Source organism: Methylacidimicrobium cyclopophantes (assembly GCF_902143385.2).
GTDB lineage: Bacteria > Verrucomicrobiota > Verrucomicrobiia > Methylacidiphilales > Methylacidiphilaceae > Methylacidimicrobium > Methylacidimicrobium cyclopophantes.
Window position 1 is genome coordinate 1 of record NZ_CABFUZ020000260.1, and the last position, 19,532, is coordinate 19,532.

The 19,532-nt window shown below is 58.0% G+C and carries 18 protein-coding genes; 4 read left to right on the top strand and 14 right to left on the bottom strand.

Annotation, left to right across the window (positions count from 1 at the left end; genetic code table 11):
• Positions 1-124: 124 nt before the first annotated feature.
• Entirely contained in the window at positions 125-280 is a 156-nt protein-coding gene (locus FN369_RS11290; RefSeq protein WP_178087814.1) for a hypothetical protein, read from the bottom strand.
• Positions 281-435: 155 nt separating this feature from the next.
• Here FN369_RS11290 and FN369_RS10550 point away from each other — a divergent pair, with 155 nt between their 5' ends.
• Positions 436-3,285 carry an aconitate hydratase gene (locus FN369_RS10550; protein ID WP_178087815.1) on the top strand — a complete coding sequence of 950 codons (2,850 nt, stop codon included), beginning with the start codon at positions 436-438 and terminating at the stop codon, positions 3,283-3,285.
• Entirely contained in the window at positions 3,282-3,872 is a 591-nt protein-coding gene (locus FN369_RS10555; protein ID WP_142526096.1) for an alpha/beta hydrolase, read from the top strand. The genes FN369_RS10550 and FN369_RS10555 overlap by 4 nt, the downstream gene beginning before the upstream one ends.
• Positions 3,873-3,886: 14 nt before the next feature.
• Here the strand turns inward: FN369_RS10555 and FN369_RS10560 are convergent, their stop codons facing one another.
• From FN369_RS10560 to gap, 7 genes are all read right to left on the bottom strand, one after another.
• Positions 3,887-4,780 (bottom strand): ABC transporter permease, encoded by an 894-nt coding sequence (locus FN369_RS10560; protein WP_142526097.1) that lies wholly within the window; start codon positions 4,778-4,780, stop codon positions 3,887-3,889.
• The gene (locus tag FN369_RS10565) at positions 4,777-5,694 is read right to left on the bottom strand and encodes an ABC transporter permease (protein ID WP_142526098.1); all 918 of its coding nucleotides are present in this window, start codon (positions 5,692-5,694) and stop codon (positions 4,777-4,779) included. Before FN369_RS10565 ends, FN369_RS10560 begins: the two co-directional genes overlap by 4 nt.
• 146 nt (positions 5,695-5,840) lie before the next feature.
• Entirely contained in the window at positions 5,841-7,463 is a 1,623-nt protein-coding gene (locus FN369_RS10570) for a peptide ABC transporter substrate-binding protein (protein WP_142526099.1), read from the bottom strand.
• 9 nt (positions 7,464-7,472) lie between these two features.
• Positions 7,473-7,811, bottom strand: coding sequence for a preprotein translocase subunit SecG (gene secG, locus FN369_RS10575; RefSeq protein ID WP_142526100.1), 339 nt, complete (start codon positions 7,809-7,811; stop codon positions 7,473-7,475).
• 7 nt (positions 7,812-7,818) lie between these two features.
• Positions 7,819-8,580, bottom strand: a complete 762-nt coding sequence (gene tpiA, locus FN369_RS10580; protein WP_178087816.1) for a triose-phosphate isomerase — start codon at positions 8,578-8,580, stop codon at positions 7,819-7,821.
• Complete coding sequence (locus FN369_RS10585) at positions 8,580-9,863, bottom strand: phosphoglycerate kinase (RefSeq protein WP_142526102.1); 1,284 nt, start codon at positions 9,861-9,863, stop codon at positions 8,580-8,582. The genes tpiA and FN369_RS10585 overlap by 1 nt, the downstream gene beginning before the upstream one ends.
• A 72-nt stretch (positions 9,864-9,935) precedes the next feature.
• Positions 9,936-10,970, bottom strand: coding sequence for a type I glyceraldehyde-3-phosphate dehydrogenase (gene gap, locus FN369_RS10590; protein WP_142526103.1), 1,035 nt, complete (start codon positions 10,968-10,970; stop codon positions 9,936-9,938).
• 181 nt (positions 10,971-11,151) lie between these two features.
• On the opposite strand from gap, the gene FN369_RS10595 reads away from it, so the two are divergent.
• Entirely contained in the window at positions 11,152-12,237 is a 1,086-nt protein-coding gene (locus tag FN369_RS10595) for a bifunctional methionine sulfoxide reductase B/A protein (protein ID WP_142526104.1), read from the top strand.
• Between the two features lie 126 nt (positions 12,238-12,363).
• Positions 12,364-13,842 carry a Ppx/GppA phosphatase family protein gene (locus FN369_RS10600; protein WP_142526105.1) on the top strand — a complete coding sequence of 493 codons (1,479 nt, stop codon included), beginning with the start codon at positions 12,364-12,366 and terminating at the stop codon, positions 13,840-13,842.
• Here FN369_RS10600 and cutA read toward each other — a convergent pair.
• The 6 genes from cutA to trxB all read right to left on the bottom strand — a co-directional run.
• Complete coding sequence (gene cutA, locus FN369_RS10605; protein WP_142526106.1) at positions 13,828-14,172, bottom strand: divalent-cation tolerance protein CutA; 345 nt, start codon at positions 14,170-14,172, stop codon at positions 13,828-13,830. The two genes, FN369_RS10600 and cutA, sit on opposite strands and share 15 nt — an antisense overlap.
• Complete coding sequence (mnmA, locus tag FN369_RS10610) at positions 14,169-15,275, bottom strand: tRNA 2-thiouridine(34) synthase MnmA (RefSeq protein ID WP_142526107.1); 1,107 nt, start codon at positions 15,273-15,275, stop codon at positions 14,169-14,171. The genes cutA and mnmA overlap by 4 nt, the downstream gene beginning before the upstream one ends.
• A gap of 91 nt (positions 15,276-15,366) precedes the next feature.
• The gene (gene clpX, locus FN369_RS10615) at positions 15,367-16,629 is read right to left on the bottom strand and encodes an ATP-dependent Clp protease ATP-binding subunit ClpX (RefSeq protein WP_178087817.1); all 1,263 of its coding nucleotides are present in this window, start codon (positions 16,627-16,629) and stop codon (positions 15,367-15,369) included.
• A 7-nt stretch (positions 16,630-16,636) separates the two neighbouring features.
• Positions 16,637-17,275, bottom strand: coding sequence for an ATP-dependent Clp endopeptidase proteolytic subunit ClpP (gene clpP / locus FN369_RS10620; RefSeq protein ID WP_142526108.1), 639 nt, complete (start codon positions 17,273-17,275; stop codon positions 16,637-16,639).
• Entirely contained in the window at positions 17,272-18,573 is a 1,302-nt protein-coding gene (gene tig, locus FN369_RS10625) for a trigger factor (RefSeq protein ID WP_142526109.1), read from the bottom strand. Before tig ends, clpP begins: the two co-directional genes overlap by 4 nt.
• Before the next feature lie 50 nt (positions 18,574-18,623).
• On the bottom strand, positions 18,624-19,532 hold a 909-nt coding region (trxB, locus tag FN369_RS10630), incomplete at its 5' end, for a thioredoxin-disulfide reductase (RefSeq protein ID WP_142526110.1).

The following is a 19,532-nucleotide window of genomic DNA, read 5'->3' on the forward strand; positions in this document are numbered from 1 at the left end:
CCAAAAACCCCCGGGCCATCGGTATTGATCTTCCTACGGCTTGAGCGGGCAAGCGGGAGCCCGCTCAAGCCGCACAGGCCCAATGGGAATAGGCCAGGGTTGGAAAAAGGCTGAGGAAGAGCTCCTAGCCTTCCTCGGGATGGCCGCGACGATGCAGATGTTGACGGGCCTTGCGCCGCTCATAGCGGCGAGCGAGGATTTTTTCGTGTTTATGGCCCGGCAGCCGGAACAGGTTCTTCGACTTCAGGCAAGAATCGAACGGATCTTGGGTTAAACGCATCCCATACCTCCTTCCTATTTCTTTTCGAATCGGATCTCTTTTCGGTAAAGAAGCGAAAACCGTGCCAAAGGTCGGCCGAATTCCAAACCAAAGAAATCCGATTGCCATCGTTTTTGTGGAAGCCTACTCTTTTCGGCCTAGATCACAAGGTTCTAATGCAAGGAAGGTCAACAATACGAGATTGCCTCCGGATCTTGGAGATTCCTGGGCTTGGAGAGTTCCGCTTCTTTTCACTTCCGATTTTGGAAGAAGCCGGCCTCGGGCCGATTCGGAAGCTTCCGATCAGCCTACGCATCTTTCTCGAGTCGCTGGTACGCTTTTGCGGGACATCGGCGGTCGATGAGAAAGACGTGGAGGCGCTCGCTCGTTGGGATGCCAAAAACCCGGTGCGCAGGGAGATTCCTCTCCGAGTGGCCCGAATCCTCCTGCAGGACTTTACCGGAGTTCCTCTTCTAGTGGATCTGGCGGCCATGCGCAGCGCGTTGGGTCGGCTCGGCCGAGCTCCGAGCTGGGTGGAACCGGAGGTCCCGGTCGACCTCGTCATCGATCACTCTGTTCAGGTGGATGTGTTCGGGAAGCCGGAGGCGATGGCAAGAAATCTAGAGTGGGAGTTTACTCGAAACCATGACCGATATGCGTTCTTGAAGTGGGGCGAGGGGGCGTTCCGCAGGCTGCGCATCGTTCCGCCCGGGATCGGGATCTGTCATCAGGTGAATTTGGAATACTTGGCCAAAGGAGTCTTCGTCCAGGAAGAAAAGGATGGCAGAGTCCTCTATCCCGATACGGTCTTGGGAACCGACTCCCATACGACCATGATCAACGGGCTCGGAGTGGTCGGGTGGGGAGTGGGCGGGATCGAAGCCGAAGCAGCGATGCTCGGGGAACCCTACTATCTTCTCACTCCGGATGTGGTCGGAGTCCATTTGACCGGTTCCCTGGCTGCCGGCGTCACGGCGACAGACCTCGTCTTGCGGATTACGGAAAAGCTCCGACAGGTAGGCGTGGTCAACAAAATCGTAGAATTTTTTGGTCCTGGTGCCTCATCGCTCACTGTGCCGGATCGAGCAACCCTTGCCAACATGGCCCCCGAGTATGGGGCTACGATGGGATATTTCCCTTTCGATCGGGAATCGCTCTCCTATTTGCGGAGGAGTGGTCGTCCACGGGAACAGCTTGCCGTCGTGGAACGCTACTACGCGAGTCAAGGAATGTTCCAAATTCCCCAGGAAGTGGGTGAAATCGATTACAGCGAGATCGTGGAACTTCCTTTGGATGAGGTGGAACCGTCGGTTGCCGGTCCGCGTCGTCCGCAAGACCGGATTGTGCTTCGTTCTCTCAAGGATGCCTTTTATCGGTTATTGACGCGGCCCTCGGACCAGGGCGGATATGGGAAAACCTCCGAGGAGCTAGCGGTGCGAGTCCGCGTCAAACGGCGGTCCGACGGAGAAGGAGGCCCTCGCTTCGAACCCAACGGTTCCGAGCCCATCTCCCCTAGCGAGAGCGAATTGCGGGATCTTCGTCCTACCCCCGATCCGGTGCAGCTCTCGAGCAACGGCTTCCCGGAAGAGATCGGTCATGGGAGCGTCGTCATCGCCGCTATTACGAGCTGTACGAACACCTCGAATCCGAGCGTTATGCTCGCCGCCGGTCTGCTAGCCAAAAAAGCCGTAGAGCGCGGGCTGAGCGTGCCGGCGCACGTGAAGACCTCATTGGCCCCCGGTTCCCGGGTGGTTTCGGATTATTTGGAGCGAGCCGGGTTGCAGGGCTTCCTTGATCGCCTCGGATTCAATCTGGTGGGATATGGATGCACGACCTGCATCGGCAATAGCGGACCCTTATCGGCTCCTCTCGAGGAGGCAATCGGTTCTCATCAACTGGTCGTGGCCGCAGTCCTCTCAGGGAATCGAAATTTCGAGGCGCGGATTCATGCGGCGGTGAGGGCGAATTTTCTCATGTCTCCTCCTCTCGTCGTCGCCTTTGCGCTTGCGGGTAGGGTCGACTGGGATCCGGAGACCGAGCCGTTAGGACAAGAGGCAAACGGACGTCCGGTCTTTCTTCGCGATATTTGGCCCAGCGCCCAGGAGATAGCGGAGTTGCTCGCCTCTGCGATGGATCCGGAAAGCTTCGTCCGCCTCTACGCGAATTTTATCGAGCTCAATCCGCAGTGGAAGGAGATCGCGGCTCCGACGGGCGAGATTTATGCATGGGATGCGAACAACAGCTACATTCAAGAGCCGCCCTTTCTCGAAGACTTTTCTTTGGAAGCTCCGGCTCGCCGGCCTTGTGCGGGCGCGCGCGCCCTTTGCGTTCTCGGGGACTCGGTAACCACCGATCATATCTCACCGGCGGGGGCGATCAAGGCCGATGGCCCAGCGGGCAGATACCTGAGAGAGCTCGGGATTCGCCGGGAGGATTTCAACAGTTACGGCAGCCGCAGGGGTAACGATCGTGTGATGGTGCGTGGTACGTTTGCGAACGTTCGGCTGCGCAATCTTCTGGTGCCGGGGATCGAAGGGGGGGTGACCCGCCATATGCCCGATGGGGCGGTGATGTCGATCTATGATGCTGCGATGAAATATCGGGAAGAAGGAGTGCCGCTGGTGGTATTGGCCGGACGGGAATACGGGACGGGCAGCTCTCGGGATTGGGCCGCCAAGGGAAGTGCGCTCTTGGGGGTTCGTGCGGTGATTGCGGAGAGCTTCGAGCGCATCCACCGGGGGAACCTCGTCGGCATGGGAGTCTTACCCTGCACCTTCCGCGGCAACATCGCTCTCCCTGAGCTTTCCCTAGACGGGAGCGAAACATTCGAGATTCCGGGATTTGAGAGCGACCTTTCGCCGGGCCAAGAACTGAGCTTACGCATTCGCCGGCAGGACGGAAGCGTCCGGGAGGTGCCCATCCTTTGTCGGATCGATACACCGGCCGAGGCGGACTACTTTCGGCATGGCGGTATCCTTCCCTACGTGCTCCGTCGAATCGTAGCCCGCGAAGACAAAACCGCGTGAGAGACTTCGCCCGCAGAACCGAGCGAAGGGTCTGCCGTATCGTTTTCCACGGAGTCGGGCCTGCCGGACCCTGCTGGGCCAACTTTTTGTTGGTCGATGCCGGTAAGCGGGTAGGTGCCGCCGTATTTCCGCCGAGTGCCGGCTTAATTCTCCCCCTGCTCTTCTCTCGGTTGTGGGGGCAACCCGAAGCCGTCTCCCTTTTTGGCTATAGTTTGGGAGCAGTGAGTGCTCTCCGACTCTGTCGCTCGCTGATCAAGCAGCAAGTTCGCGTCGCTCTGCTCTACCTTATCGATCCGATCGTATTCTGGGGAAATGCTCTTCGCCTTCCTTCCCCGGTGGATAGGGTCTTCTGCTGCCGCCAACGCAACGGAGCCCGCCTGCGGCTTCTGATCGGGCATTTCGGAAGGGGAGCGCAATGCCGGGCAGAGAGCGGGCTCGGACAGGCTTCGGATGAGGAAATCGCCGACCATTTCCCCGACGGCAGGCCGGTCTACCACGAGGATATGGTACGATATGCTCTCGACTATGCCCGCTTGCCGCTACGGGAAGCGCTAGGCTTGGATCCGACGCATCCAACGCGGAGGTAGAGCTGGTTCGAATCTTACCGACTCGAGGGATCGAGGAGGTCTCGCAGGTTGTCACCGAGGGAGTTCAACGCCCAGAGAGTCCAGGCCAGCATCCCCCCCGGGAAGACGAGTAACCACCATGCCGTCTTGATGGGGTTGATGGCTTGGGCTCCGTCGGCCAAAAGAGTGCCTAGGCTCGCCGAGGGCGGTTCTACTCCCAAACCGAGAAAGCTCAGGAACGATTCGGCGAGCACGACGGCCGGAACGGTCAACGTCAAGTAGACGGCCACGATCCCTAGGAGATGCGGCAAGATGTGGTGGCGGAGGATGCCGAACGGAGATCTTCCGAGCACGCGTGCGGCTTGGACAAAAAGGGCCTCTTTCAGCACGAGAACACGACTCCGAACGACGCGGGCCATGGTGAGCCATTCAACGAGCCCGAGACCGAGAAAGAGGAGGAAGATGCGGCTGTAGGGGAGCAGATTCGCTAGGTGCGAGCCAATCAAGGCCTTTCTCAGAGGAGCTTCCAGCAGAGCGATCAGGACGATGACGAAGATCAGGGTCGGCAGAGAATAAAGCAGGTCGACCAGCTGCATGAGCAGTCGATCGATCCTGCCCCCTGCATATCCCGCGAGTGCTCCGTAAACCGTCCCGATCGCTAAACTGACGAGCGCGCCGAAGAAACCGACCAGAAAGGAGATTCGTGCACCATAAAGCAGACGGGTCAAAAGGTCTCTGCCGTGAATATCCGTTCCCATCCAATGACTCGGGCTTGGGGATGCCAGGGATTCCTCGCCGATCTGCGCCGCCGAGTAGTGGGAGAAAAGAGGACCGAAGATGGCGGCCGAGAGCAAGAAGACGAGCGAAGCGGCCGCAAAAGCGGTCCATCCATCGAGCTTCCCTTTGCGCACCTTCAGCCTTGCTTTCATGAAAGTTGCACTCTCTTGTCGAGCCACGCGGAAAGGAGATCGGCCGATAGGTTAAAGCCGATCAGGAGTGCGCTGTAGACTAATGTGACCCCGGCCACCAGGAAGACATCGCGGCTTAGGACGCCTTCGACGAAGAAAGATCCCATCCCATGGATGCCGAAAATCTCCTCGATGACGAGCGACCCGGTCAAGAGGTTGGCGGCCAGGGGACCCGCGTAGGCGACGATCGGAAGGGATGCGGGCTTCAGCCCGTGAAGGAAGAAAATCGCCGCCGGGGCCAGCCCTTTCGCGCGGGCCGTGCGGATGAAATCCATCGGCAGGATCTCCAGCATGCTGGCCCTGGTCAACCTAGCAACGACCGCCGTGTACGGCAGAGCAAGGCAGCTTGCCGGCAGAATAAGCTCTCGGAAGCTGCCCCACCCGCCGGGAGGAAACAGCCGTACCTCGAGTGAGAGGAGAAGTACGGCGAGAGGGGCGAGCACAAAGCTCGGAATCGAGATGCCGCCCAAACAGAGCATTTGGACGAATCGATCGACCGTCCGATTGTGCCGAATCGCAGCCCAGACTCCCGCTGCGACGCCGAAACCGAGGGCGAGGCAGAAGGCGCTCCCTCCGAGGGCCAGGGAGACAGGGAGGGTCTGACCGATGATCTCGTTGACTGTGCGGTTCCGATACCGGGTCGAAAGGCGGAGATCTCCTCGGAGAACATCGGAAACGTAGCTCGTATATTGTTCCCACAGAGAACCGTTGAGTTTGTACTGCGCCTCGAGCTGTCGAAGGATCGCCGGCGGAATAGCCCGTTCTCCGGCAAAGGGGCTGCCGGGGGCGAGGCGGACAAGAAAAAAGGTGATGGTGATCACCCCAAAAAGCACCGGGAGGGCTGCGGCTAAACGGCGGGCGAGAAAGATGAGCATCGAAGATTCGTTAGGGCCGCCTCGCTCCGGAAGCTCGTTTCGGTCGCATTCGGACCGAGAAGAGCCTCATCTCCGGATTGCGTGCAGTTTCAATTCGGAAAAAGGAACGGTCTACCATTGGGTGATAAGTAGGATGCTCCTCCTGTTCATTGCTCTCTAGGGGCGAGGTTCGAAGAAAAGGAGCCTGCCGACCTGCGAAAATAGAACTCTCGAAAAGGATGCTCATCGAGCAGGTTGGCTGCAATACCGCCGATACGAGATCCGTCATAAAGCATGATTCCAGAGTAAAAGTAGATGGGAATGATGGGAAGCTCCTCATCAACGAGAATCGCCTCCGCTTTTTGTAGCAAGAAAAAGCGCTCTTTCGGATCAAGAGTGAGCGTTGCTTCCGCCAGGAGCTTCTCATACCGGGCGTTGGACCACCCCGTGTTGTTGTTTCCGCTATTTCGCAGAAAACAGCCCAGAAAGGTGAAGGGATCCTCATAATCTCCCACCCAGCTCGAACGCGCGATTTGGTAGGAGAGCGACTGCACGGAATTGAGGTAGACCTTCCACTCCTGATTGCGCAGACTTACCGAGATTCCTAAAATCTGGTGCCAGAACGCTTGGATTTCCGTCGCAATCTGCTCGTTCTGCTCGCCCGAATTATAAAGGAGAGTGAGGGGGGGGAAGCCGCGGCCTTTTGGAAAACCGGAATCGGCGAGAAGGGCTCTGGCGCGTTCGGGATCATAGCCGGAACCGTTCGGCGGGCTATAACCGGGAATTCCGGGAGGGGTCAGGGAATGAGCCGGAAGCTCCCCGCCTCGGGTAATGGTTCGGATCAGGCGCTCGCGGTCGATCGCCAGCGCAAGCGCCTTCCGGACTCGAGGATCCTTGAGCGGCGGAGAGGTCACGTTGATCCGGTAAAAATATGTGGCTAAGAAAGGAGCGGAATGAAAGTAGGGCTTATTCCGCAGTTCGGAAAGGAAGAAGGTCGGAATGAGTCCCTTGTCCAGGACGAGGTCGGCTTTTCCGCTGGCAAATAGGTTGAACGCCGTCGAAGCGCGGGTGACGGCCAAGGCTTCGATCCAAGGGATCCGCACCGTATCCGCGCGCCAGTAGCGCGGATTTTTTCGAAGGACGATCCGGTCGTTGATCTGCCACGAATCGAGGAGATAGGGGCCGTTCCCGATCAATTTTCCGGGCTTAATCCAGTTTTCCCCATGCTTTTTTATGATTGTCAGAGGAACTGGAAAAAAGATTGGTTGAGCGCAGAGGGAGGGAAAGAAGGGTGTTGGACCAACCAACCGAATTTCAAGGGTTCGAGAATCGATCACGCGGACGCCGACTTGCGAAAAGTCCCGAAGGCGGCCGGTGTTATACGCTTCGGCATTTTCAATAAAATAAAAGAGATCCGCATACTTTGCCGCCATCTGCGGATCGAGGGCGCGTTGCCAGGAAGCTACAAAATCGTGCGCCGTCAACGGGCTGCCGTCGCTCCAGCAACTCTGACGCAGCGTAAAGCGATAAACCCTCCCGTCGGGGGAAACCGTCCATTCCTGGGCGATTCCCGGAACAACCGTTCCGTTTTTATCTTCCGCCGTGAGTCCTTCAAACAGAGCTTTGCAAATACGCCCTTCGGGTTGTCCGGTGATCACATGGGGATCGAGGCTTTCCGGCTCAGGTCCGTTGATCAGGACAAGGCGATCGGAGGAAGGAGGGATGCTGCAGCTCGCGAGAATGGCGAAGGTTAGGCTGCAAATCAGAGTTCGAAGGGAGCGTGAACCCATCGCCCCGGGTTATTTAGCCGGTTTCTGTGCAGCAGCCGGAGAAGTCGGCGAGGCGGCGGACGAGCCGGGATGGCGCAACTTCTCTTGGATCGTTCCATGGTCGGAGGCCAGACGCCCGGAAAGAAAGGAGAGAATCACGGCTAACGCGAAAAACATCGTTGCAAGCCACGATGTTCCCTTGACGAGAATACTCGAAGTCTGTGCGCCGAAAAGGGCATCGGTCACCCCGCTGCCGAAGGTGGCACCCAAGCCTTCTTGCTTGCTGCGTTGCATGAGGATGACCAAGACTAGCAGAAGCGCCACAAGCGCATATGCTACAGCAAGAAAATCAAAAAGAATTCGCAACATTTTGAGCCTATTGTACAGCAAAGACGATGGAGGTAAAGCTTCCGGCGTCTAAACTCGCTCCTCCCACGAGCAGGCCATCCACGTCCGGCTGAGCCAAGAGTTCGCCGGCATTCCGAGGCGTGACGCTTCCTCCGTACTGAATCGGCATTTTCGAGGCGACGGTCGCACCGTGGAGCGCTTCCAGCTCTTTCCGAAGCAAGGCGTGAGCCTCTTCGGCTTGCTCAGGCGTGGCGTTTCGTCCAGTTCCAATGGCCCAAACCGGCTCATAAGCAAGCACGATTTGGGAGAGAGCATCGACGGAAAGGCCGGAAAGGGCGCCTTGGAGCTGGGAACGCAGATGTGCAGGCCATCGTCCCGACTCCCTATCCGGAAGCTCTTCCCCGACGCAGAATATCGGTCTGAGTCCCGCCGCGACGGCGGCGAGAAGCTTTTCTCGAAGAAACGCATCGGTTTCGCCGAAATAGCGGCGCCGTTCGGAGTGGCCGACGATGACGAAGCGGCAGCCAGCTTCGCGGAGCATCGCAGCGGAAATTTCCCCAGTAAATGCTCCAGAAGGAGCGGGATGCAAATTCTGTGCTCCCAACTGTATCCTCGGAGCGGACTGCAAGAGCCTTGCGACACTTACCAGAGCGGTAAAGGGAGGGCAGAGGACGACTGCAGCAGCCTCGAAAGTCGCTAGCTCTTTCTTTAGCTCTTCGACAAGAGAGGTCGCCTCGGCAACCGTTTTGTTCATCTTCCAGTTGCCGGCGATGATCTTGGTGCGTGCCATCACGCCGGGAGGAGCGCCTCGGTTGGACCGTCGCTGGAAGAAGCGGCCTTGTGACTTTCCTCCTTTTCGGATTTGTCGGGGATCACGGAAACCCCCGGCAGCGGTGTGCCTTCGAGAAACTCGAGGGAGGCGCCGCCGCCCGTAGAGATAAAGGTGATCCGGTCGGCGAGCCCGGACCGATGAAGCGCCTTTACCGAGTCGCCGCCGCCCACGATGCTCACGGCATCCCGATTTTCGGCAACCATTTCCGCAACGGCAAATGTTCCCTTGTCGCAGCCGCGAATCTCGAAAACCCCCATGGGCCCGTTCCAGAAAATCGTCCGCGCCCCGGCAATTTTCTTTCGCATAGATGCGATCGTGGCCGGCCCGATATCGACTCCTCGCCAGCCTTCCGGAATTTCTTCCCCGGGCTTGGTGTAGCGGCCGGGGGAGGTTTGGCGGTTTTCGAAATCGATCTCTTGAACGATATAGCTGTCAACCGGGAGGAGGAGATCGATTCCCCGGCTGGCCGCTTTTTGCAAGGCGTCACGGGCGAGCTCGACCCGGTCGGGCTCGACGAGGGACTTTCCTACCGGCTTGTTTTGCGCCAAGTAGAAGGTGTAAGCCATCGCTCCTCCGATGAGGAGGGCGTCGGCTTTGCTGAGAAGCCGGTCGATCACGCGGATCTTGTCGGAGACCTTCGCCCCCCCCAGGATCACCACAAATGGGCGAACCGGATTGTCCAACTCCTCTCCAAGGAAGTGAAGCTCCTTTTCCATGAGGAAACCGATCGCCCGCTCACCGATACAATGGGCGACTCCCTCGGTGGAGGCATGGGCGCGATGCGCGGTACCGAAAGCATCGTTGACGTAAACCTCTCCGAGTCGCGCAAGCTGTCGGCTAAAGGAAGGATCGTTTTTTTCCTCTTCGGGATGAAAACGAAGGTTTTCGAGCAGCAAAACTTCGCCGTCCCCCAGCGACATCACAGCGCTTTCCGCCGCGGGACCGATGCAATCATTCGCAAAGGCAACGGGCTTTTGCATCAAATAGCTCAGGCGGTCTGCTACGGGCCGGAGACTCAGCTTGGGATTTGCGTTTCCTTTGGGACGACCTAAATGGCTCATCAACACCACCCTGGCACCACGCTTCACGAGGTTCTGGATGGTCGGAAGACTCGCCCGAATTCGTGTGTCGTCGGTGATTCGGGGGTCGCCGTCGACATATTCCACCGGTACGTTGTAATCGACCCGCACGAGCACCCGCTTCCCGCGCACGTCCACATCGAGAATCGTCTTCTTTGCCATATCGTTCTCGCCTCCGTTGATCGTGAATGCTCTCTTTGGCTTCGCTCCGCCGAGGTTTGCTTTCTTCTTCGATCAGAGCAGATACTGCACGAGATCGACACATCGGTTGGCGTAGCCCCATTCGTTGTCGTACCAGGAAATCAGTTTGAAGAAATTGCTGTTGAGTCCGATACCCGCCCCGGCATCAAAGATGCTCGAACGCGGATCCTTGAGGAAATCTCGAGAAACAACCTGATCCTCCGTGTAGCCCAGGATCCCGCGGAGATAGGTCTCGCTCGCCCGCTTCATGGCCGCACAAATTTCCTCATAGCTCGTCGCCTTCGTCGTTCGCACGGTAAGGTCGACTACCGAGACGGTAGGGGTGGGAACGCGGAAAGACATTCCCGTAAGCTTGCCGTTCACTTCCGGCAAGACCAGGGCGGTCGCCTTCGCAGCCCCCGTGCTGGCGGGGATGATATTTCCCTCCACCGCTCGACCTCCGCGCCAGTCCTTCCGGGAAGGGCCATCCTGCACTCTCTGGGTGGCCGTGGCGCTGTGCACAGTCGTCATCAGCCCCTCCTCGATGCCGAAGCCTTCTTTGAGCAGAACATGAACAACCGGGGTGAGGCAATTCGTGGTGCAACTCGCATTCGAGATGATCGAATGCTTGCTCCGGTCGATCAAATGGTGATTAACGCCGACGACGACGGTGATGTCCGCATCTTTCCCGGGCGCCGTGATGACCACGGTCTTTGCCCCCGCTTTCAAATGACCTCGAGCCTTATCGGCGCTCGTGAAGAGGCCGGTGGATTCGAGGACGATGTCGACGTCCAGATCGGCCCACGGCATCGCCGCGGGCCCTTCCTTTACTTCCAAGCAGCGGATCTCGTGTTCCCCGATCCGCAAGAGATCGTCCTTATCGTGGCTTGGATTGGAACGAGCCGACTCGATCGGCACCGGAAAACCGCCATAATTGCTGTCGTAACGCAGCAAATAGGCGAGATTATTGGCGGGAACGAGATCGTTGACTGCGACGACCGAGGCTTGCTCCAGCAGATTGCGTTCCACGAGAATACGCAAAATGAGGCGTCCGATGCGTCCAAATCCGTTGATTGCAATTCTTGCCACGACGTCTTTTCTCCGAAAGATTATGCTTTTGCTCCGCTCATTCGAGCAAAACCCACGATTGAGCGTAGAAGCCGAAGATGCTCGCGTCAACGGCAAAAGACGCAACCGCTCCGGTAAATCGGTTTCCGCGCCGATCGGGGTTGCCTTTCTTGAGGAGAATGGGAAAAAATGCAATAGAAAAATGGGCGCCAGGTTGCGACGGGAGGCGAAGAAGCTCGAGGCGGCTTTTTTCTTGCTCGCGCTTGGGGCGCTCTTCCTTTTGTTCGGAAGAGCGTGCGAGGCGGCTATGGGGGATTCCGGCATGGAACAGGGCACGTTCGTGTTTTTGGACGAATGGGGGCGGCCGAGCGCGCCGACCCGCGGAAGCTTTATCCGGAAGAGGGACGAGCAATGGCGCTACCTGCTGGGAGAGACGGCTTACTCGATCACGCGGGAAGCGGCGACGGAGCGTGCATTCTGCGGTCGATTCGTAGCCAGCAAAGAAGCGGGCTTCTATCTGTGCGCCAGCTGCGGCTTGCCTCTGTTTTCCTCGACGGCGAAGTACGTTTCCGGGACGGGTTGGCCCAGCTTTTATGCTCCGTTTGCTTCCCAGAATCTCCGGCAGACGGAGGACCGGAGTCACGGGTTGGTTCGAGAGGAGATCCTCTGCGCTCGGTGCGGAGCCCATTTAGGCCATGTCTTTCCCGATGGGCCGCCTCCGACAGGGCTGCGGTACTGCATCAATTCCGGTGCGCTCTCCTTTTTGCCGGAACGTTTGCTTCAAGGAAAGGGGAGAGGTGGGCAAACATTGGAGCGGGCGGCCTTCGCGGCCGGCTGTTTTTGGGGGGTAGAGCAAGAATTCGAGAAGATGAAAGGGGTGGAAGCGGCTTTTTCCGGATATTCGGGAGGCTCGACACCTTTTCCCACCTATGAGGAGGTGTGCAGCGGACACACCGGCCACGCGGAGACGGTGCTCGTGCTCTTCGATCCTCGAGTAGTTTCTTACGATGATCTCCTAGCCAAGTTTTGGCAGATCCACGATCCGACGACTCGAGATCGACAAGGTCCGGATGTCGGGTCGCAGTATCGGTCGGCGATCTTTGTCTACAATGAGGCGCAGCGGAAAGCCGCCGAACGGTCGCGCCAAGCCTTAGCGGAGAGTGGAAGATTTCGGAATCCGATCGTGACGGAAATCGTCCCTGCGGGAGGGTTTTTTTTCGCTGAGGAGTACCATCAGAAGTACAACGAAAAGCATGGCATCGCGGGCGGCTGCGCGCGCATTCCTTGAGGGGGCTTTTTGCGGCTATCGCCCTTGGTAGGGATTGCGTGTCATGCAATCACGAATGGGGAGGGAGTGAAAGTAGAGGATCCTTTGTCCGGATTCCGGCGCAATGATGGAAAATGCAAAACGACCATGCCGCTCGCAGCCGCCGTTGACCTAGGATCGAATAGCTTCCATCTGCTCGTCGTCCAAGAGGAAAACGGGCAAATCCGGCCGATCGATCGCCTCAAGGAACCTGTGCGCTTGGCCGCGGGGCTTGACACCGAAGGGACTTTGTCTCGGGAAGCTATTGAGAGGGCCCTACGCTGTCTGGAGCGATTTGGACAGCGACTCAAACCGATTCCCCCCGATCGGATACGGGTAGCCGGAACCAATACCTTGCGGAAGGCACGGAACGCCGAAGAGTTCATTCGGAGGGCCGAGCAGGCCCTGGGCCACTCGATTGATGTCATCTCGGGCCATGAGGAAGCGCGCTTGATTTATTTGGGCGTGGCCCATGAAACGGAAGATGACGGTCAGCTGCGCTTGGTAATCGACATAGGTGGCGGCAGCACAGAGCTCATCTTGGGCAGAGGCCTGATTGCGGAGCGGATGGAAAGCTTGTTTATGGGGTGTGTGAGCATGACCGCGGCACACTTTCCTGAAGGGACGATCACCTCATCACGGATGCGCCGAGCGGTACTGGAAGCCCTTCGCGAATTGGAGCCGATCGCAACCATTTACCGGTCGGCCGGATGGCGGAGAGCGATCGGTTCCTCCGGTACCATCTTGGCCGCTTTGAGCGTTGTCGAGGGGGAAGGGTGGTCGACAAACGGCATTACAGCCGACGCTCTCAAGAAAATCGAAAAGGTACTCGTTGAGGTCGGAAAGGCGGAGAAGTTGCCGTTTCGAGAGCTCGATGAGGAGAGACGACTCGTATTCGCTGGGGGGATAGCCATTCTAAGCGCGATTTTCCATGCGCTCGGGATAGAGGTTCTGGAAGTTTCGCATAACGCCCTCCGGGAAGGCCTTCTTTATGACCTACTGGGAAGAAACTCGGAGGCGGATTCTCGCGAAAAGACCGTGCGGAACCTAATGGAGCAATTCCATATCGATGTTCCACAGGCTCATCGAGTGCAAAAGCGCGCTTTGCATCTTTTCGAGCAAGTAGCCTCGACTTGCCGGCTTTCCGAGGAAGACCGCCATTTTCTATCGTGGGCCTCTGTTCTTCACGAGATCGGCCTCTTCATTTCTTACACTCAATACCATAAGCATGGCGCTTATGTGCTCAATAACCTGGACATGCCTGGCTTCTCGTTGCGGGACCAGCAACGACTCGCGTTCCTGGTCCGAAGTCATCGTCGAAAGTATCCGGAAGAGGTACTTCTTCGGCTTCGGGAGGAGGATCGGAATTCGACCTTCTGCTTGAGCCTCCTCTTGCGGATTGCCATCCTCTTGGAGAGAAGCCGACAAGATTCGTTGCTGCCTGTGATCGAGCTCGACGTCGAGGAGAGACGCTGGAAGCTTCGGTTTCCGCCGAACTGGCTGGAGGAGCATCCGCTGACGAAGGCCGACTTGGCAGCGGAGGCGGTTTATCTTGCGCCCATGGGGTTCCGATTACGATTCGAGTGAGGACGCCGATCCTTTCTTGAGAAGCTCTGCCGACCACCAGGAGAAGTATCGTTCCTCGACCCGGTCCGGGCAGACGGCGACGATTTCCGGACATTCGTAGCTATGGTGTCGGCGGATGACGTCGCACAACTCTTCCCACCGTTCGTCGGCGCTCTTTACCAACAAAAGAATTTCGTCGGCTTCTTCCCGTTTCTCTTTCCACCAGTAGAACGAACGAAGGCCCGACAATAGGTTTACGCAGGAGGCAGCACGGGCCTCCAGTAGGGCTCGTGCCAGACAGGATCCTTCTTCAAGGGAGGAAGCGGTGACGAGAACAAGAAGCGGCTTCACGGAGCGGTCTCCCATCGGGGCGAATCTGCGGTCCTTTCAATCCATCCGCCGCCCAATAATAGATCATCAATGTAGCAAACGGCGGCCTGTCCCGGAGCAACCCCCGCTTGCGGATGCACGAAATCGATTCGAGCACGCCGGCCGGGCAAGAGGGTGAGCTGTGCCGGAGCGGCAGGGTAGTTGTATCGCACCTTGGCGGTTACCGGCAAGGGTCCCATCGGCACCGGCTGTTGCCAGTTCGTATCGATGAGATAGCAGTGGGTCCGATGGAGAGCTTCCCACGGACCGGCGACGATCCGCTGCTTCTCCGGGTCGATGTCGACTACGTAGAGGGGCTTGCCTTGTCCTCCTGGAAGCCCGCGGCGTTGGCCGACTGTGTAGGATTCGATGCCGCGATGGTGGCCGAGGAGTTTCCCGGTGAGATCGACGATCTCGCCCGCAGCTTCTTTGCCTGAGCCGAGTCGCTCGGCCAAAAAGGTTTCGTATTGGTTTCCCGGAATAAAGCAGATTCCTTGACTCTCTTCTTTGTCCCAGATAGAAAGGCCCGCCTGTCGCGCGAGATCACGAACCTCCTCCTTGCTGTAGTCGCCAAGAGGCGTCAACATCCGGTCAAGGGTCTTTCGCTCCAAGCGAAAAAGAAAATAGGTCTGATCCTTTCGTTCGTCCTTGGCTTTTTTGAGTCGCGTCTCCCGCTCGCTCCGCTCGATCCGGGCGTAGTGTCCGGTCGCTACATATTCCGCTCCCCAAGCGCTTGCTTTCCGGGGCAGCCGGCCGAATTTCATCTTTTCATTGCAGAGAGCGCACGGGTTGGGGGTCAGCCCTCGCCGGTATTGCTCGACAAATGGAGAGATGACTTCCTCTTCGAATGCCTCCGCCTCGTCGAGGATGAAGTGGGGAATCCCGAGCCTATGGGCAACCAGCCTCGCGTCGGAGATCGATTGGGGGCCGCAACATTTTTCGTGCGAACGGGCAAGGCACGAGTCCGACCAGAACTTGAGAGTCACTCCGATGACATCATATCCTTGCTGCTGGAGGAGGTAGGCGGCAACCGAGGAATCGACTCCGCCGCTCATTCCGACGACGACCTTCGACTTGGTTGGCATTTTCCCTTCTCCTTGGCGGCCCGGTGGGAGACAGACTTGGCGGCGCCACCTCGTCGGTTGCGCCTTGAGCGTCTTTGTGCCGGCCGCTGAATTACGCCGCCTCTCGTTCCGCTCGGCGGCGAAGGATCGGCAGACGCTTTCCTTCCACGACGGGACGAGTAATGATCACTTCCTCGAGATCGGTGCGGGAAGGAAGATCGTACATGATTTCCAGCATGATCTTCTCGAGCGCGGACCGGAGGCCGCGTGCACCGGTCCCTTTCCGGATCGCCTCTTGCGCGAGCAGGCGCAGCGCGTCTTTCGTCAGGGAAAGTTTCACCTGATCCATCGCCAACAGCTTCGCATATTGCTTGACCAGAGCATTTTTCGGCTCTGTAAGAACGCAAACAAGATCCTCTTCGTTCAATGCCTGGAGCCAGGAAATGATCGGCAGCCGACCGACAAACTCTGGGATCATTCCGTACTGGATGAGGTCCTCCGGTTCGATCTCCGTCTTTGGCCCATCCGCCTGTTCCTCATTCGAGGAAGTGGAAAAACCGAGGCGTCCTTTTCCGATACGGCGCGCAACCATCTTGTCGAGACCGACGAAAGCTCCGCCGCAAATGAAGAGGATATTTTGTGTGTTCACTCGGATGCATTCTTGATGGGGATGCTTTCTGCCTCCCTGGGGGGGCACATGGCAAACCGTGCCTTCCAGCATCTTCAGCAAAGCTTGTTGCACCCCTTCTCCAGAAACATCCCGCGTGATCGACGGGCTGTCGCTTTTTCGAGCGATCTTGTCGATTTCGTCGATGTACACTATGCCCGTCTCGGCCCGTTTCACATCGAAGTTCGCGTTCTGCAGCAGTCGGAGAAGAACGCTTTCGACATCCTCGCCTACATACCCGGCTTCGGTAAGGGATGTTGCATCGGCCAGACAAAACGGGACGTCGAGCATGCGAGCGAGGGTGCGGGCCAACAACGTCTTGCCTGATCCGGTAGGACCGACGAGCAGAATATTGCTCTTTTCGAGTTCCACGTCGGGATGTTTATCCAAGCGAGTTCCCGTCCCGGCGCCTGTTCCCAGGGTTAGTACCCGCTTGTAGTGGTTGTGGACGGCTACTGAGAGAACTTTTTTCGTCTGCTGTTGGCCGATGACGTACTGATCGAGAAAGCGGTGAATCTCCGTCGGCTTCGGGATAGCGGCCGCTTCGACGGAGGGAGATTCCCCCTTTCCCTCTCGTTCGAGGATGTCTTTGCAAACATTGATGCAGCTATCGCAGATGTAGACGCCCGGCCCGGAAATCAGCTTGCGTACCTCCGCATGGCTCCTGCCGCAGAAGGAGCACATGGTTACCTGGACCGGACGCGCCATGAAACACCTACGTGATGGTTGGCTCGGGCACCTGAGGGATGGAGACCTTTGTCTTCACTACTTCGTCAACGATCCCATAATTCTTCGCTTCGTCGGCTGACATAAAGAAGTCCCGGTCCGTGTCTTTTTCCAGACGTTCGAGCGGTTGACCGGTATGGTTTGCAAGGATTTGATTGAGCTGGCGCTTGGTTCGCAGAATCTCCTTGGCTTGGATGCTGATGTCCGAGGCTTGTCCTTGCGCTCCCCCGAGGGGCTGGTGAATCATGATGCGGGCGTTGGGGAGGGCGAAGCGCTTGCCTTTGCTGCCGGCGGCCAGGAGAACCGCGGCCATGCTCGCCGCCTGTCCGATGCAATAGGTGGCGACGTCGCAACTAATGAACTGAATCGTGTCGTAAATCGCCATGCCGGCTGTGACGTAGCCGCCGGGAGAATGGATATAGATGCTCACATCCTTCTTGGGATCCTCCATCTGGAGAAAGAGGAGCTGCGCGATAACGACGTTGGCGATCATGTCGTCGATCGGAACGCCCAAAAAGATGATACGGTCCTTGAGTAGCCGAGAGTAGACATCGTACCGCCGTTCTTCTCGGCCGATCTGCTCAATGACGGACGGGATGATCTGCGCTGTGAATCTTTGGTCTGTCATACGGAGGCAACCTTGGCTTTTTCAATGAGGAAGTCCATCACTTTCTCCAACAACAGCTGTCTTTTCAATGACTCGAGGCTTTCACGCGAGATGCGTTGGACGAATTGACGAGGGGGAAGATTCTGCCGGCGGGCAAGGGAGGCAACCGCCCCGCTCAGTTGCTCATCCGTGACCGCGATCGATTCGTTCTTCGCGATTCGGTCGATGAGAAAACGGAGCTTGACTCGTTGGACGGCCAGCCGTCGGGCGTTCGAGAAGATTTCGTTTTTCTTCTCCTCGAGGGTCGCGAATGGAACCCCCCGTTCCTGATTTTCGGCGATGATTTCTCGCACGGCGTTTTCCGTCTCTTCATTTACGAGAGACTCCGGAAGGGGAAACTCCACCGATCGGAGAAGCGTGTTGAGAATATGGTTGCTCTGTGCTTGCCGCGCGGTCCGCTTTTTCTCCGTTTCCACCGCAGACTGTACCATGGAAAGCAGCCCCGACTGATCCGTTCCGGCAATCTCTTTCGCTAGAGCATCGGAGAGGGAGGGAACGTGACGCTCCTTGATTGCGGAAAGGGTGACCGAGTATTCCACCGCTTTTCCCCGCAGGGGCTCGAAAAACCAATCTTCCGGAAAGAGAACGGAAAACGTGCGGGTTTGACCGACCTCCATTCCGAGGATCGCCTCCGGAAATCCCGGAACAAAAACGCCCGGCTTGACCAGGAGCCATTGATCTTGGGCACCCGCCAAGATTCCAGCGGCGGGATATAGCTCTTTTACCGGGCGGCCTTCGATCGTCCCCTCGTAATGGACGACCGCATAATCGCCTTCCGCTAGTGGCCGGTTTCCCGCGTCAGTGAATGTGGCTCGGGCTTCCAAGAGCTTGCCGAGCGCTTGGTCGATTTCTTCCTTGCTGACCTCGGTTTCGGTTCGAGGAAGCGTGGTCTTCGAGTAATCGGGGAGCGCAAAGACAGGAGCGCAATCGACCAGCGCCGCAAAAGAGAAAGAAAGCCCATCCAGATAGCGGACCTCTTCCGTCCCGAGGACACGGACTACGTCGATCTGCTGCTTCTGAATGCCTTCGCGAAGGGCTCTGGTCACCAGAGCCTTCTGAAGCTCGTCGTCGATCTCTTTTTGAAACTGCTTTTCGACCAGGAGAGTCGGAGCTTTGCCCGGGCGGAAGCCGGGCAGCCGTGCCGCTCGGGAGAACTGTTGAACGATTTCTTTCCGGACCTGAGTCACTTGGTCGGCCGAAACCTCGATGCGGAGTCGCTTGCGGCACGGGCCGAGCTCCTCGGTCTGAACGATCACCATGGTTATTTTCTCGTCAAAAAATCCAACTTTATTCCTTTGGGGCGGCGCAATCAAGCATGGGAACCGGTCGACAATGAGGAGAGATAGCGTTCGGCATCCAGCGCCGCCATACAGCCCATCCCGGCCGCCGTGACCGCTTGCCGATAGGTAAAGTCCACGCAGTCGCCTGCCGCAAAAACTCCGGGCTGACTCGTCTGGGAACCAGAGTGAACGCGGATGTATCCACGCTCGTCGAGATCGACCTGGCCCCGAAACGGCTCGGTGCTGGGTTGGTGTCCAATCGCTACGAAAAGGCCCGCGCAGCAGAGGGTGCTCACCTTGCCGGTGTGAACGTCCCGTAGGATCAGCCCGGTGAGCCTGCCTTCCTCGCGTCCCAGTACTTCAGAAACCACGGTGTTCCAGATGGGTCGGATCTTGGGATTGCCGAGAACGCGATCGATCATGATCGGAGAAGCGCGCAACCGGTCGCGCCGGTGAATGAGACAGACTTCCGAGGCGAAGCGGGTCAGATAGAGCGCCTCCTCGCAAGCGGAATCTCCTCCCCCTACGACGACCAACGTACGGTGGCGAAAGAGGGGAAGAGCGCCATCACAGGTAGCACAATAACTGACCCCGCGCGTCTCCAGTTCCGCCTCTCCGGGGACATCGAGATGCCGCGGACGAGCCCCGACGGCGAGAATGATGGCCTTTGCTTCCAGCAATTTGTCTTCGAGAATGATCTGCTTGGTATCGCCGGAAAGCTCGGTACGGGTTGCGGTGGCCATCGAGAGGACACGCGCACCGAAGCGCTTTGCCTGTTTTTCCATGGCAACCATCAGATCGGGGCCTTGTATGCCGTCCGGAAAGCCGGGAAAGTTTTCGACAAGGGTGGTCGTCGTCAGAAGCCCACCCGGCTCGGTTCCCGTAATGACGAGCGGACGAAGGTTCGCTCGCGCGGCGTAGATCGCCGCGGTCCAGCC

What these genes read in the sequence shown, in the direction of transcription:
- clpX (WP_178087817.1), bottom strand. Translation starts at nt 16,629, where the DNA reads ATGGCGCGTCCGGTCCAGGTAACCATGTGCTCCTTCTGCGGCAGGAGC.
- tpiA (WP_178087816.1), bottom strand. Translation starts at nt 8,580, where the DNA reads ATGGCACGCACCAAGATCATCGCCGGCAACTGGAAGATGAACAAAACG.
- FN369_RS10570 (WP_142526099.1), bottom strand. Translation starts at nt 7,463, where the DNA reads ATGGGTTCACGCTCCCTTCGAACTCTGATTTGCAGCCTAACCTTCGCC.
- FN369_RS10560 (WP_142526097.1), bottom strand. Translation starts at nt 4,780, where the DNA reads ATGAAAGCAAGGCTGAAGGTGCGCAAAGGGAAGCTCGATGGATGGACC.
- tig (WP_142526109.1), bottom strand. Translation starts at nt 18,573, where the DNA reads ATGGTGATCGTTCAGACCGAGGAGCTCGGCCCGTGCCGCAAGCGACTC.
- FN369_RS10595 (WP_142526104.1), top strand. Translation starts at nt 11,152, where the DNA reads ATGGGCGCCAGGTTGCGACGGGAGGCGAAGAAGCTCGAGGCGGCTTTT.
- FN369_RS11290 (WP_178087814.1), bottom strand. Translation starts at nt 280, where the DNA reads ATGCGTTTAACCCAAGATCCGTTCGATTCTTGCCTGAAGTCGAAGAAC.
- mnmA (WP_142526107.1), bottom strand. Translation starts at nt 15,275, where the DNA reads ATGCCAACCAAGTCGAAGGTCGTCGTCGGAATGAGCGGCGGAGTCGAT.
- FN369_RS10600 (WP_142526105.1), top strand. Translation starts at nt 12,364, where the DNA reads ATGCCGCTCGCAGCCGCCGTTGACCTAGGATCGAATAGCTTCCATCTG.
- FN369_RS10565 (WP_142526098.1), bottom strand. Translation starts at nt 5,694, where the DNA reads ATGCTCATCTTTCTCGCCCGCCGTTTAGCCGCAGCCCTCCCGGTGCTT.
- clpP (WP_142526108.1), bottom strand. Translation starts at nt 17,275, where the DNA reads ATGACAGACCAAAGATTCACAGCGCAGATCATCCCGTCCGTCATTGAG.
- FN369_RS10550 (WP_178087815.1), top strand. Translation starts at nt 436, where the DNA reads ATGCAAGGAAGGTCAACAATACGAGATTGCCTCCGGATCTTGGAGATT.
- FN369_RS10585 (WP_142526102.1), bottom strand. Translation starts at nt 9,863, where the DNA reads ATGGCAAAGAAGACGATTCTCGATGTGGACGTGCGCGGGAAGCGGGTG.
- secG (WP_142526100.1), bottom strand. Translation starts at nt 7,811, where the DNA reads ATGTTGCGAATTCTTTTTGATTTTCTTGCTGTAGCATATGCGCTTGTG.